At 70.8% G+C, this 13326-nt stretch carries 10 protein-coding genes; 2 read left to right on the forward strand and 8 right to left on the reverse strand.

What is annotated here, in order from left to right; genetic code table 11:
* Positions 1-158 precede the first annotated feature (158 nt).
* A complete protein-coding gene (locus tag AQJ58_RS08590) occupies positions 159-1289 on the reverse strand; it encodes a PLL family lectin (RefSeq protein WP_234359990.1) in 1131 nt (376 codons plus the stop codon).
* 253 nt (positions 1290-1542) lie between these two features.
* Between AQJ58_RS08590 and AQJ58_RS08595 the strand changes: the two genes are divergently transcribed.
* Positions 1543-2628 (forward strand): LCP family protein, encoded by a 1086-nt coding sequence (locus AQJ58_RS08595; RefSeq protein ID WP_067246891.1) that lies wholly within the window; start codon positions 1543-1545, stop codon positions 2626-2628.
* A gap of 33 nt (positions 2629-2661) precedes the next feature.
* Here the strand turns inward: AQJ58_RS08595 and AQJ58_RS08600 are convergent, their stop codons facing one another.
* Positions 2662-3678, reverse strand: coding sequence for a DUF8189 domain-containing protein (locus AQJ58_RS08600; RefSeq protein ID WP_067246894.1), 1017 nt, complete (start codon positions 3676-3678; stop codon positions 2662-2664).
* Positions 3679-3755: 77 nt separating this feature from the next.
* On the opposite strand from AQJ58_RS08600, the gene AQJ58_RS08605 reads away from it, so the two are divergent.
* Positions 3756-4163 carry a PIN domain-containing protein gene (locus tag AQJ58_RS08605; RefSeq protein WP_420712141.1) on the forward strand — a complete coding sequence of 136 codons (408 nt, stop codon included), beginning with the start codon at positions 3756-3758 and terminating at the stop codon, positions 4161-4163.
* A gap of 14 nt (positions 4164-4177) precedes the next feature.
* Here AQJ58_RS08605 and AQJ58_RS08610 read toward each other — a convergent pair whose 3' ends face one another.
* The 6 genes from AQJ58_RS08610 to AQJ58_RS08635 form a co-directional block, all read right to left on the reverse strand.
* Complete coding sequence (locus AQJ58_RS08610; protein ID WP_067246897.1) at positions 4178-5689, reverse strand: amino acid permease; 1512 nt, start codon at positions 5687-5689, stop codon at positions 4178-4180.
* 157 nt (positions 5690-5846) lie between these two features.
* On the reverse strand, positions 5847-7778 hold the full coding sequence (gene dxs, locus AQJ58_RS08615) for a 1-deoxy-D-xylulose-5-phosphate synthase (protein WP_067246900.1): 1932 nt from the start codon (positions 7776-7778) through the stop codon (positions 5847-5849).
* Positions 7779-7983: 205 nt separating this feature from the next.
* The gene (locus tag AQJ58_RS08620) at positions 7984-9357 is read right to left on the reverse strand and encodes a sugar ABC transporter permease (RefSeq protein WP_067246902.1); all 1374 of its coding nucleotides are present in this window, start codon (positions 9355-9357) and stop codon (positions 7984-7986) included.
* The gene (locus AQJ58_RS08625; protein ID WP_079078773.1) at positions 9354-10145 is read right to left on the reverse strand and encodes an ATP-binding cassette domain-containing protein; all 792 of its coding nucleotides are present in this window, start codon (positions 10143-10145) and stop codon (positions 9354-9356) included. The genes AQJ58_RS08620 and AQJ58_RS08625 overlap by 4 nt, the downstream gene beginning before the upstream one ends.
* Positions 10146-10417: 272 nt before the next feature.
* On the reverse strand, positions 10418-11503 hold the full coding sequence (locus tag AQJ58_RS08630) for a sugar ABC transporter substrate-binding protein (RefSeq protein ID WP_067246908.1): 1086 nt from the start codon (positions 11501-11503) through the stop codon (positions 10418-10420).
* 135 nt (positions 11504-11638) lie between these two features.
* Positions 11639-12838: an ROK family transcriptional regulator gene (locus AQJ58_RS08635; RefSeq protein ID WP_067246911.1), complete on the reverse strand. Its 1200-nt coding sequence runs from the start codon at positions 12836-12838 to the stop codon at positions 11639-11641.
* Between the last annotated feature and the right edge of the window lie 488 nt (positions 12839-13326).

Here is a 13326-nt window from a genome sequence, read left to right on the forward strand (position 1 = left end):
ACCTTCATGGAACCGACACTCCCCGTTCACCTGATGAACAGCAAAGGATGACCAAATATTTACTGATCAATCATGATGTTTCCATCTGGCGCACGGGCTGTCCAGCAGTGATCGACATCCGGCAGCAACCGGTTTCCGCTGCTCGCCCCGCTCCCGTCTCACACCGGGACCGGCTCCCCGAGGACCAGCCCCGGCCCCGGCACGCGGCGGGCCAGCCGCAGTCTCCCGCCGGGGTCGAAGGCCGCGACCACCACCCGGCCGCGGCCGTCGTGGGCCAGGGCCGGATCGCCCGCGCAGGCCAGACCGGTGTCCGTCCACCACAGCCCCGAGGACTCGGCCTCCGTCGCGCAGACCCCGACCAGGACGGTGCCGGACGCCCCGCGGTGGGCGATCAGGGTGCAGTCGTGGCCGTCGAGCACCGTGCGCAGCACGGCGTTGGCCCCGTCCGCCGGGGTGCCGCCCAGCGGGACGGACCAGCCGCCGCGCCGGTGGCAGACGAGTCCGCCGCCGGCCGGGTCGGTCCAGAAGTACGTGAGCCTGCCGGGCGCGGTCTCCACCGCGGCGACGCTGCCCGGCGCCGGGCCCGGTCGTACGTCGTGCGAGCGCTGCGGATCGGCGGCGGGTTCGGGCTGGAACCAGTGCAGAGCGGCGCCGCCGGCCGGGGCGAACACCTCGACCCGGCCGTCCGAGGTCGCCGCCGCGGTGAGTCCGTCCCGCACGTCCGTGCCGCGCAGATCGGCCCAGGGTTCCCAGCGGCCGTCCCCGCCCTCCCGGCGCATCATGAGCCCGCCGCCCGCGTTGGGCGCGAACACGTGCACCGTTCCGTCCGAGGCCACGGCACCCGCCGGGGCGCCGAAACGCCGGGCGCGGTCCGGCTGGGGGTGCGGATTGCCCAGGGAGCGCCACTCCGTGACGGGGCGCCCGCTCTGGTACTGGATCGCGTGGACGACGTCCACCTCCACGGCCCCGTCGCCGCGCGGACGTTCCCGCCGGCCCAGGAAGTGGACGTAGGCGTCCGCCCCTTGGACGACCGCGAGATGGGTGAGGTGGGGGACCTCCACGAGGTCCGGTCCCCGCCAGTCCGGGCCGCCGGGCCGGGTCTCGGTCCAGCGCAGCAGTCCGCCGCGGGCGGGTGCGTACGCGGTGAGCCGGCCGTCCTTGCCGAGGGTGAGCCAGGCGCCCGTGGCGGTGCCGGTCACGGCCGGAGGCGGTACGGCGGCGGCAGCGGGCGCCGGCACGGCGGAACCGCGCCGGGTCGCGGCACGCGCGGACGGACCCCGCACCGGCATCACGCCTCCTGACGACCTGGCCGACCCGTGACGTCGGGTGGCTGGAATTCACCCATCATATGCATGGTCCCTACACCGCTTCGCGCCACGGGCCCGGCGCCCCGACCCGCAGACCACCGCCTCCCACCCCTCTCCACCAGGGCATTCACGTGATGTGGATCACTGTCGTACAACGGCCGACGGGGGTCACCGGTCTTCCGAACGCCCGGGTGCACCCCTGCCCGGATCCGAGAAAGACGAGGACACCGACCGTATGACGACCCCAGCCGTCGAGAGCCCGAGCACGTCGCCCCGCTCCCCGGGCGGCGACGCCCCCCGCCGCCGACGCCGGACCGGCCGGTGGATCCTGCTCGCGCTGACCCTCCTCCTCGTGGTCGGCGCCGGCACCGCGTACTGGCTCTACCGCGACCTCGACGGCAACATCAAGGGCGTCGACATCGACCGCGCCATCGGGGACGACCGGCCGGAGAAGCTGCCGACCTCCGGCCAGAACATCCTGATCCTGGGGTCGGACTCGCGCGCCGGGGCGAACGCCGCGCTGAACACCGGCAAGGTCGCGGGCGCCCGCTCCGACACCGCGCTCGTGATGCACATCCCCGAGGGCCGCACCGAGGCCGTCGCCATCAGCATCCCGCGCGACACCCTGGTGACCCGGCCCGAGTGCACCGGATCCGACGGCTCCACGGTGGCGTCCGCGAAGCGCGTGATGTTCAACTCCATCTACTCCCAGGTCGGTCCGGCCTGCGTGGTCAAGACGGTGGAGCGGATGTCCGGGGTCCGCATGGACCACTACGTCGAGGTCGACTTCGCCGGCTTCAAGGGGCTGGTGGACGCGATCGGCGGAGTGACCGTCACCGTCGACCGGGACATCCGCGACACCTCCAGCGGCCTCGACCTGACCGCGGGCACCCACCGGCTGGACGGCACCCGGGCCCTTCAGTTCGTCCGGACCCGGCACGGCATCGGCGACGGCAGCGACCTGGGCCGCATCGGTCTCCAGCAGCAGTTCATGCTCGCCCTGCTGAGCGAGATCAAGAAGCAGGACCTGCTCGGCAGCCCCGCCAAGGCCTTCCGGATCGCCGACCAGCTCACCGCGGCCCTCACCACCGACTCCGGTCTCGCCTCGCTCACCAAGCTGTCGGAGTTCGGCCGCAGCCTCAACGGCGTCGACCCGTCCACCATGGAGACGATCATGCTCCCGGTGGCGTACGACAAGGTCGACCCGAACCGGGTCGTGGCCGCCGAGCCGCAGGCCTCCACCCTGTGGAAGGCGGTCCGCTCCGACTCCGAGATCCCCGAGTCGGCGAAGAAGTCCCCGGCGACCGGCGGGAGTTCCTGACCGCCCGCGCCAGGCCCGCCCCCAGGTGACGGGTCAGACCTCCTGCCACGCCGTCAGGGCGAGCACCGGCTCGTCCTTGCGGCGGCTGAGCAGCAGCCGGCCGGTCGACGGGGACAGGGTGGCGGCGACCACGCGGTCCTCGTGGTCCACGGCCAGCGCCACCTCGGCGTCCGGGTCCAGCCGGGGACCGGACTCCGCCCACCAGGCGCCCGCCGACTCCTGTTCGGTGGGGTAGGCGGCGAAGGCCACCCGGCCGCTCGCCGAGCGCTGGGCGAGCAGCGTGCAGTCGTGACCGTCGAGTGCGCAGCGGACCGCGGCGACCGGACCGGCTCCCGCCGCGGCGAGCAGCGGGGCCGGTGTGCCACCGGGGCGCCAGGCCCACACCTCTCCGGAGTCGTCCGTGTAGAAGAGGGTGGTGTGCCCGGCCGAGGTGGCGAGGGCCCGCAGGGTGCCGGGGCGGACCGGTGCCTCCAGGGCCTCCTGAAGCACAGGCGGTGCGCCGGCCTCCTCCTGCCGCCAGTGCAGGATCCCGCCGGACACGGCCGCGTACACCTCGATCCGCCCCGACTCCCCCGTCACCGCGACGGGCGGCCCCTCGACGCCCTTGCCCCCGAGGTCCCGCCAGGGCTCCCAGCCGCCCTTCTCCTTCTGGGCGAGCAGGCCGAGCCCGGTGGCCCCGCTGCGGACGACGACATGGGCGCGTCCCTCGGCGTCCACCGCGACGGCCGGCGGCCCGGTGCGCGGGCCCCGCCGGTCCGGGTGGCCGACGGGTGCCCAGTCCAGCGGGGCGAGCAGCGGCCGGTAGTGGACGGAGTGCACCAGGCCCGCCTCGGCCTTCACGGTCGGCCGCCAGGAGACCAGATGCGCATAGCCGTCGGCGCCCCGGCCGACGGCGAGCACGGGGTGCACCCGCTGGTCGCCGCCGACCCGGCGCGGGCCGTCCCAGGGCCCGCCGGGCGCGCGTTCCGCGCGGCACAGGACGGCGTCGTCGGACGTCAGATAGACACTGAGCCGCCCGTCGCGGCCGCGTAGGAGCCAGTCGCCGTTCACCCGTTCACCTTATGTCGGCGGCCTCCCGGTCACGCCCGGCGGGCCGGTCGCCCGGCCGGCCGTGGGACGCTGGTGCCATGGACGCCCTGGACGCCCCCGTGGACGACAGCCCCGCCCTCCTCGTGATCGTCGACGGCGCGAACGTGGTCGGATCGGTACCTGACGGCTGGTGGCGGGACCGGCGGGGCGCCGCGGAGCGGCTGCGGGACCGGCTGGCCGCGGACGGGCTGCCGGGGCACGCCGGGCCGGTGGAGATCGTGCTCGTGGTGGAGGGCGCGGCGCGCGGGGTGGAGCCGGTGGCCGGGGTCCGGGTGGAGTCGGCGGCCGGCAGCGGGGACGACCACATCGTCGGCCTGGTCGCCCGGGCCGGGGGCCGCCCCCGTCTGGTCGTCACCGCCGACCGCGCGCTGCGCCGCCGGGTGAGCGAGCTCGGCGCCGAGGTGACGGGCCCACGTGCGGTACGGGGCCCGGCGGACGCCTCCTGAGGCCTGAGGCAGGCTCAGGCCCCTCCCCCGCGCAGCTCGTCGGCCGTCGTCTCCTCGTGGCGTCCGAGGCGGCTGTGCGAGCGGCCGTAGAGGAAGTAGACGAAGAAGCCGACGACCATCCAGATGCCGAACCGCAGCCAGGTCTCGGCGGGCAGGTTGAGCATCAGCCACAGCGAGGCGCACACCGACAGGATCGGCACGAAGGGCACCCAGGGGGTACGGAAGGCGCGCGGCAGGTCGGGGCGGGTGCGGCGCAGGATGATCACGCCGATCGCGACGACGACGAACGCGAAGAGCGTGCCGATGTTCACCAGTTCGGCCAGCTCGCTGAGGCTGGTGAAGCCGGCCAGGATCGCGATGAGCACACCGAGCAGGATGGTCGGCCGGTGCGGGGTCTTGAAGCGCGGGTGGACGTGGGAGAAGAAGCGCGGCAGCAGTCCGTCACGGCTCATCGCGAAGAACACCCGGGTCTGGCCGAGGAGCAGGATCATGCAGACGGTCGTCAGGCCGACGGCGGCGCCGAAGCTGATGAAGCCCGCGAACCAGGGGTGCCCGGTGTGCTTGAAGGCGTCCGCGAGCGGGGCGCTCACGGACAGCTTGGTGTAGTGCTCCATCCCGGTGACGACGATCGACACGGCGACGTACAGGACGGTGCAGATGATCAGGGAGCCGAGGATGCCGCGGGGCATGTCGCGCTGCGGGTTCCTGGTCTCCTCGGCGGCCGTCGCGACGACGTCGAAGCCGATGAACGCGAAGAACACCACGGAGGCGGCGGTGAAGATGCCCATCACGCCGAAGTTGGACGGCGCCCAGCCGAACATCAGCTGGATCAGCGGCGCCTTGAGGCTGCTGCCCGCCTCCACGGTCTGGGCCTTCGGGATGAACGGGTCGTAGTTCTCGCCGTGGATGAAGAAGGCGCCCGCGATGATCACGGTCAGCACGACGGTCACCTTGATGGCGACGACGACCGAGGTCAGCCGCGCGGAGAGTTTGGTGCCGATCACGAGGATGGCCGTGAGCACCAGGACGAGGGCGGCGGCGAGGATGTCGAAGCCGAAGCCGCTCGCCCCCTCGCGCCCGCTGAGCGCGGCCGGCAGATGCCAGCCGGCGTTGTCGAGCAGCGAGGCGATGTACCCGGACCAGCCGACGGCCACCACCGCCGTCCCGAGCGCGAACTCCAGGACCAGGTCCCAGCCGATGATCCAGGCGGGCAGTTCACCGATGGAGGCGTACGAGAAGGTGTACGCCGAGCCGGCCACCGGGACGGTCGAGGCGAACTCGGCGTAGCAGAGCGCGGCGAGCGCGCAGGCCACCCCGGCCGCGACGAAGGCCAGGGCGACGGCGGGTCCGGCGTTGTTCTTGGCGACGGTGCCGGTCAGGACGAAGATGCCGGTGCCGATGATGACGCCGACGCCGAAGACGGTCAGGTCCAGCGCTGACAAGGATTTCTTGAGCGCGTGCTCTGGTTCCTCGGTGTCGAGGATGGACTGCTCGACCTTCTTCGTCCGGAAGAGGGTGCTGCTCATGGGTACCTCCCACGCTGTGTCGTCCTCGACATGATCGAGAGGGGGCACAGACCGTATGCCCCGGCATGGGCGGGTTAACGCGAATGGGCCGGTTCCACCACCCTTCACAGTGGTGGAACCGGCCCATCCGGGCGTGTCGGGTTGCCCTCGGCGGGCGTCAGTCGCGGGCGGGCTCCACGGAGTCCACCTCGGCGGCCTGGGTCCCGTACCGGCCGCCGTCCAGCCGGGCGACGAGTCCGGTGACCTGGCGGGCGATGTCGGGGGCGGTCAGCCCGATCTCGGCCATGACCTCGGCGCGGGAGGCGTGGTCGAGGAAGCGGGGCGGGATGCCGAAGTCGCGCAGCGGGACGTCCACGCCCGCGTCGCGCAGCGCCTGGGCGACGGCGGAACCGACTCCGCCGACACGGCTGTTGTCCTCGACGGTGACGACCACCCGGTGCTGCTCGGCGAGCGGGGCCATGGCCTCGTCGACGGGCTTGACCCAGCGCGGGTCGACGACGGTGGTGGAGATGCCCTGCCGGTCGAGCAGCGCGGCGATCTCCAGGCACATCGGGGCGAGGGCGCCCACGGAGACGAGCAGCACGTCGGGCGTGTCGGTGCCCGGCTCGCGCAGCACGTCCATGCCGCCGACGCGCCCCACGGCGGGAACGGCGGGGCCGACGGCGCCCTTGGAGAACCGTACGACGGTCGGCGCGTCGTCGACGGCGACGGCCTCGCGGAGCTGGGCGCGGACCTGGTCGGCGTCGCGGGGGGCGGCGAGCCGGAGACCGGGGACGACCTGGAGGATCGACATGTCCCACATGCCGTTGTGGGAGGCGCCGTCGGTGCCGGTGACCCCCGCCCGGTCCAGGACGAACGTCACACCGCACTGGTGCAGGGCCACGTCCATCAGCACCTGGTCGAAGGCGCGGTTGAGGAAGGTGGCGTAGACGGCGAAGACGGGGTGCACCCCGGCGTGGGCGAGGCCCGCGGCGGAGACGGCGCCGTGCTGCTCCGCGATGCCGACGTCGTAGACCCGCTTCGGGAAGCGCTTGGCGAACTTGTCGAGCCCGACGGGCTGGAGCATGGCCGCGGTGATGGCGACGATGTCCTCGCGCTCCTCGCCGAGCCTGACCATCTCCTCGCCGAACACGGAGGTCCAGTCGGCGCCGGAGGAGGCGATGGGCAGACCGGTGTCGGGGTGGATCTTGCCGACGGCGTGGAAGCGGTCGGCCTCGTCCTGGAGGGCGGGCTGGTAGCCGCGGCCCTTCTCGGTGAGGCAGTGCACGATCACCGGGCCGCCGAAGCGCTTGGCCTTGGCCAGCGCGGACTCCAGGGCCTCCAGGTCGTGGCCGTCGATCGGGCCGACGTACTTCAGCCCGAGGTCCTCGAACATGCCCTGGGGCGCGATGAAGTCCTTCAGGCCCTTCTTGGCGCCGTGCAGGGTGTCGAACAGGGGCTTGCCGACGACGGGGGTGCGCTCCAGGAGGTCCTTGCCGCGGGCCAGGAACCGCTCGTAGCCGTCGGTGGTGCGCAGGGTCGCGAGGTGGTTGGCGAGGCCGCCGATGGTCGGCGCGTACGAGCGCTCGTTGTCGTTGACGACGATGACCAGCGGGCGGTCCTTGGCGTCCGCGATGTTGTTGAGCGCCTCCCAGGCCATGCCGCCGGTGAGGGCGCCGTCGCCGATGACCGCCACGACGTGGCTGTCGCGACCCTGGATCTCGTTGCCCTTCGCGATGCCGTCGGCCCAGCCGAGGACCGTGGAGGCGTGGCTGTTCTCGATGACGTCGTGCTCGGACTCGGCCTGCGAGGGGTAGCCGGACAGGCCGCCCTTCATCTTGAGCCGGGAGAAGTCCTGTCGGCCGGTGAGCAGCTTGTGCACATAGGACTGGTGGCCGGTGTCCCACAGGATCTTGTCCTTGGGGGACTCGAAGACCCGGTGCAGCGCGATGGTGAGCTCGACCACGCCGAGGTTGGGGCCGAGGTGGCCACCGGTCTTGGACACGGCCTCGACCAGGAAGGTCCGGATCTCCTCCGCCAGCTGGTCCAGCTCCTCCGGGCTGAGCCGGTCCAGATCGCGCGGTCCCCTGATGCGGGTCAGCAGCGGCACCCGTGCCTCCTTGCACTAAAAGCTGTTCGAGCTGTTGCCGGGCAGGTCGAGTCTAATGTTCCGTGCCCCGGCCCATGACACGAATGTGCCCGGCACTGTGCAGTGCCGGGCACATTCGGTGATCCGAAGGGGCGCGGGGACCTGCGCGACCGGCCACAACGGACCGGCACCCGCAGGGCCACCGCACCCCGTACGGCGAGAGGCGCTATCCGCGACCCGCGGCCTTCTGGGACTTGCGGGACACGGAGTCGATCACGACGGCGCCCAGCAGAACACCACCGGTGATCATGTACTGGATCGAGGTGTTCATGTTCAGCAGGTCCAGACCGGTCTGGATGGACTGGATGACGAGCATGCCCAGCAGGGCCGACCAGACCGATCCACGCCCGCCGAAGAGCGACGTACCACCGATGACGGCGGCGGCGATGGCGAGCATCAGCGTGTTGCCGCCACCGGCGGACAGCGTCGCGCTCGCGGTCTGACCGGCGAAGAACATACCGCCGATCGCCGCGAAGCCGCCGGAGATGGCGAACACGGTGATCCGGACCATCGGCACGTTGATACCGGCACGGCGCGCGGCCTCGATGCCGCCGCCGACCGCGAAGACCTGACGGCCGTAGGTGGTGCGGCGGAGCACGAAGTCGACGATCACCAGCGCGGCGAGGAAGATCACCAGGGCGTTGGAGACACCGGCCGCGTCGTTGAGGACGGCGGCGGAGAGGAAGGCCGCAACGGCCAGGGCGCCCACGCGCAGCAGGATCTCGCTGGTCGGCCGGAAGGGCACGCCCGCGGCCTTGCGGCGGCGCTGCTCGTTGAAGTTGCCGACGAGGGACAGCACGACGGCGAGGCCGGCCAGCAGGTAGGCGCCGATGATCGCCTGGTCCATGAAGAAGGAGCTCTGGCCGAGCAGGTGGACCGGACCGGTCTCGGACGGGATGTTGATCGTGCCGCTGTCGCCGAGCAGCCACAGCATCAGGCCGTTCCAGCCGAGGAAGCCGGCCAGGGTGACGACGAACGCCGGCACGCCGACCTTGGCGAAGAACCAGCCCTGGAGCGAGCCGATGGCGACACCGGTGATCACCGCGAGCACCAGCGCCAGCCAGGGGTTCACCCCGTGGTTCACCGCGAACACGGCGAACAGGGTGGAGGACAGACCGCTGACGGAACCGACCGACAGGTCGATCTCGCCGAGCAGCAGTACGAACACCAGGCCGATGGCGAGCATGCCGGTGGCCGACATGAAGTAGCTGATGTTCGAGAGGTTGTCGGCGCTCAGGAAGCGGTCGTTCTGCGTCTGGAAGATCGTCCAGATGACGATCAGACCGATGACGACCGGCAGCGAGCCGAGCTCGCCGCCCTTGACCTTGCGCTTGAACTCGGTGAGGTAGCCCTTGAGGCCCTCTTCACGGACCAGCAGCCGCGGGTCGACGACGGCGACCGGAGCGGCCGTCGGGTCGTCGGCGGGGGCGACGGTCTCCTGCGCATCGACGACGCCCTCGGTCTTGCCGACCTTGGTGGCCGTGCCGGACTTCTCCGGCTCGGGGGAGTCGCTCTTCACGGTCTTCGACGTGTCGCTCACTGTGCCGCCTCCGCGGTGCGCCGCTCCGCGCGACGGGTCACGGCGTTGTCCGTGGCACCCGTGATCGCGGCGATGATCTCTTCGTGGCTGGTGTCCTTCACCGGGAAGGAGCCGTTGTTCTTGCCCAGACGCAGGACGGCGACGGTGTCGGCGACCGCCTTGACGTCGGCCATGTTGTGGCTGATCAGGATGACGCCGAGGTTGCGCTCGCGCAGCCGCTCGACCAGGTCGAGGACCTGTGCGGTCTGCTCGACGCCGAGGGCGGCGGTGGGCTCGTCGAGGATGACGACCTTGGGCTCACCGATCAGGGCGCGGGCGATGGCGACGACCTGGCGCTGACCGCCGGAGAGGCTCGCGATCGGGATCCGCACGCTCGGGATCCGGATGGAGAGCGTGGACAGCAGTTCGCGGGCGTTCTTCTCCATCGTCACCTCGTCGATGACGCCCCGGTGCAGCAGCTCGCGGCCGAGGTAGAGGTTGCCCACGACGTCGAGGTTGTCGCAGAGCGCGAGGTCCTGGTAGACCGTCGCGACGCCGAGCCCCTGGGCGTCGTGCGGCTTGGTGATGCTGACCGGCCGGCCCTCCCACTCGATGACGCCCTCATCGATGGGGTGGACGCCCGCGATCGTCTTGACCAGGGTCGACTTACCTGCGCCGTTGTCGCCCACCAGGGCGACCACTTCTCCGGCGTGAACCTCCAGATCGACATCGGTGAGTGCCTGGACAGCACCGAATCGCTTGGAGACTCCGCGCAACGCCAGCACGGGCGTAGCGGACACGTGAACCATCTCCTTCGCCGCCTGACCGGCGGGGATGCCGCGCTTGGGGTAATCGCGCGGAGGGACGTGGGACAGCGGCGGGAGGCCGCGGTCCGCACGAGGTTTACAAGATGAACATGCGCGAATCCGTCGCGCTTGGCAACGGTTCCGTCCGACGCCCGCCCCGGCAGCGGGGTGTGAAGGTGGGGCAGGCGTCGGCGGGGTCTCGCGGGACCGCTCGGCGGTCTGGGCCCGAGCCCCCTGGCGGGGGGCTCGGGCCGGGTCACGCGGGGTGCGCGCGACTACTGCAGGCCGGCCTTCTTGCAGGCGGCGGCGTAGTCGGCGGTGCAGATGTCCGCGACCGTGTACAGACCGTCCTTGACGACCGTGTCCTTGATGTTGGCGACCGTGACGGACACCGGGGTCAGCAGCTTGGCCTGGACCTTGTCGCCGGAGCCGCTGGTCACCGTGGTGTCGGCGAGGGACTTGATGTCCTTGCCCTGCAGCAGGTTGACCGCGAGCTCGGCGGCGGTGTCGGCCTCGGGCTTGTAGGCCTTGTAGACCGTGGAGGACTGGGTGCCGGCGACGATCCGCTGGATGGCGGCGAGCTCGGCGTCCTGGCCGGTCAGCGGGATGCCGCTGATCTTCGCACCCTTGAGGGTGTTGGCGATGCCACCGGCCATGCCGTCGTTGGCGGAGTAGACGCCGGCGATGTTCTTGGCGCCCAGCTGGGTGATCGCCGCGGACATCTTCTGGGCGGCGACGGTGTCCTTCCACAGGCCGGACTGCTCGTAGGCGATGGTGACCTTGCCGTCGAGGGCCTTGTGGGCGCCGGCCTTGAACTGGGCGGCGTTCGGGTCGGCGTCGTCACCGTTGATCATGACGATCTTCGACTTGGGGGTCGCCTTGGAGCCGAGCGCGGCGAGCAGGGCCTCGCCCTGGAGCTGGCCGACCTTCTGGTTGTCGAAGGAGACGTACGCGCTGACCGGGCCCTGGGCGAGGCGGTCGTACGCGACGACCTTGACGCCCTTGTCCACGGCGGACTGGATGGAGGACTTGATGGCGGCGGAGTCCTGGGCGGAGATCACGATGACCTTCACGCCCTTGGTCACCATGGAGCTCATCTGCTGGGCCTGCTTGGCCGGGTCGGCAGCGGCGTTCGCGTACTGGACGTCACAGCCGGAGCAGAGCTCCTTGACCTTGGCCTCGAAGTACGGCTTGTCGAACTTCTCGTAGCGCGCGGTCACGTTGTCGGGGAGCAGCAGACCGATGGACTTGCTGTCCGAGCTGCTGCCGGAGCCCTTGTCCTTGTTGTCGCCGGCCTTGCCGCACGCGGCAATCGACAGCGCCATGGAGACGGCGGTGGCGCCGATCACGACTCTACGCATCGTTGCGTTCATTTGGGGTGTGCCTCCCTGACAGGGCCGCAACGCTGCGGCCGAGGTGGCTCGAAGTCAACTCGGCCGCAAGTTCGACGTCAAGAAGTAAATACTTAACGAGATGGCAACGGCGTCATTCGTTCTCTAAGTGAAGGCAGGTGTCGCGGAGGACAGGGTGCCGTCCAAAAGGGTCGAATCACCCATCTCGCTGAGCGCGAGGGCGAGTGCTCCGAGTACCTCCGCACGGCCGCCGAGTGCCCCGGGGAGAACGGTGAGTTGACGCGCCGCACTGGGAATCGCATAGCGGCCGACGGACTCTCTGATGGGGCCGAGTACCAGTTCACCGGCCTCGGCGAGATCACCGCCCAGGACCACCCGGCTCGGGTTCAGCAGGTTGCAGAGATTGGCGACTCCACTGCCGATGTGGCGGCCGACGTCGGCGATCACACGACGGCAGCCCGGATCTCCGTCCCTGGCCAGCCGCACGACGCCCTCCATCGTGAGGTCCGTACCGTGGCTGGACTGGAGCAACGGCAGCACATAGCGCGCGGCCGCGAAGGTCTCCAGGCAGCCCCGGTTGCCGCAGCGGCAGACAGGACCGGACTCATCAAGAGTAATATGTCCGATTTCTCCTGCGGTGCCACCTGGGCCGCGGTAGATCTTTCCCTCGATCACCAGACCGGCGCCGACACCGCTCGCCACCTTGATGTAAGCAAGATCACGTACGCCCCGGCCGCTGCCCCAGACCAGCTCACCGAGGGCGCCGAGGTTGGCGTCGTTGTCCACGTGCACGGGCACGCCGAGGCGGCCCCTGAGCTCCTCGGCAGGCCTGGTACCGATCCAGCCGGGCAGGATCGCCGAGGATCCGAGCGTGCCGGACTCCAGGTCGATCGGACCGGGCACGCCGAGCCCCACGCCCGCGATCTTCGACCGGTCCACCCCGATGGCCTCGACCAGCCGCAGGACCAGCTGTTCCGCCCGGTCGAACCCCTGCGTCGAGGAGGCGTCCACATCGAGCGGCTCGGACTCCTCGGCGAGCACCTGGTGGGCGAGGTTGCCGAGCGCGACCCGGAGGTGCGTATGGCCGAAATCCACCCCGATGACAATGCCGGCGTCCCCGCTCAGCGATACGCTCCGCGCCCTGCGTCCGCCCGCCGATGTGGGCGTGACCTCGACGGTTCCGCCGTCCTTGAGCTCGCGCACGATGTTGGAGACGGTCGCGGCGGACAGCCCCGTCGTGCGGGCGATCTCGGCCTGCGTGAGGGACCCGGCCAGACGCACGGCGCGTACCACCCGCTCCAGGTTGGCCCGATGCAGCGACGACTGCGACCCCGGAGTCTCCACGACGACCTCCTGCGCGCGGGACCGCTTCGATGAGGTCCCGTCTATGTCCAACTAGTGAACTCTAAGCTGAGCCGTTCGGGTCCACTCCCGTCAAGAGGTTGAACACTATCCGCACGCTCGAACAAGCGACTCCGCGCTCACCCGAGAGAGCGTCGCGGGGTGTGCGGGGGTGGCTGCGGGGCGTTGCGGAAAGTGGCATTCCGAGTGTGAAGAACTGCGGAGCGTGGTGATCAAACAGGATCAAGACCATGGAAAAGCGGCGTACACGACAACCCTCGCGACGGAGGTCCGTGTACGCCGCATGAAGACGCCGGGTTTACTTCGGGGCGCCCGCTGTCAACCGTTCCGGCGGCATGCTCGTGCGGTGGTCGAGCAGTCGGGGCCGCCGGGGCCGGTCGTCGTGATCTGCGCGACCGCGAACGACTACGCGCCGAGGGCGAGGGCGCATGGCCCCGTCCGGCGCAATCGACCTCCTTGACACCGCCCCT

It is taken from the genome of Streptomyces sp. DSM 15324, from assembly GCF_001514285.1.
Lineage (GTDB): Bacteria > Actinomycetota > Actinomycetes > Streptomycetales > Streptomycetaceae > Streptomyces.

What these genes read in the sequence shown, in the direction of transcription:
- AQJ58_RS08590 (WP_234359990.1), bottom strand. Translation starts at nt 1,289, where the DNA reads ATGCCGGTGCGGGGTCCGTCCGCGCGTGCCGCGACCCGGCGCGGTTCC.
- AQJ58_RS08595 (WP_067246891.1), top strand. Translation starts at nt 1,543, where the DNA reads ATGACGACCCCAGCCGTCGAGAGCCCGAGCACGTCGCCCCGCTCCCCG.
- AQJ58_RS08605 (WP_420712141.1), top strand. Translation starts at nt 3,756, where the DNA reads ATGGACGCCCTGGACGCCCCCGTGGACGACAGCCCCGCCCTCCTCGTG.
- AQJ58_RS08610 (WP_067246897.1), bottom strand. Translation starts at nt 5,689, where the DNA reads ATGAGCAGCACCCTCTTCCGGACGAAGAAGGTCGAGCAGTCCATCCTC.
- AQJ58_RS08625 (WP_079078773.1), bottom strand. Translation starts at nt 10,145, where the DNA reads ATGGTTCACGTGTCCGCTACGCCCGTGCTGGCGTTGCGCGGAGTCTCC.
- AQJ58_RS08630 (WP_067246908.1), bottom strand. Translation starts at nt 11,503, where the DNA reads ATGCGTAGAGTCGTGATCGGCGCCACCGCCGTCTCCATGGCGCTGTCG.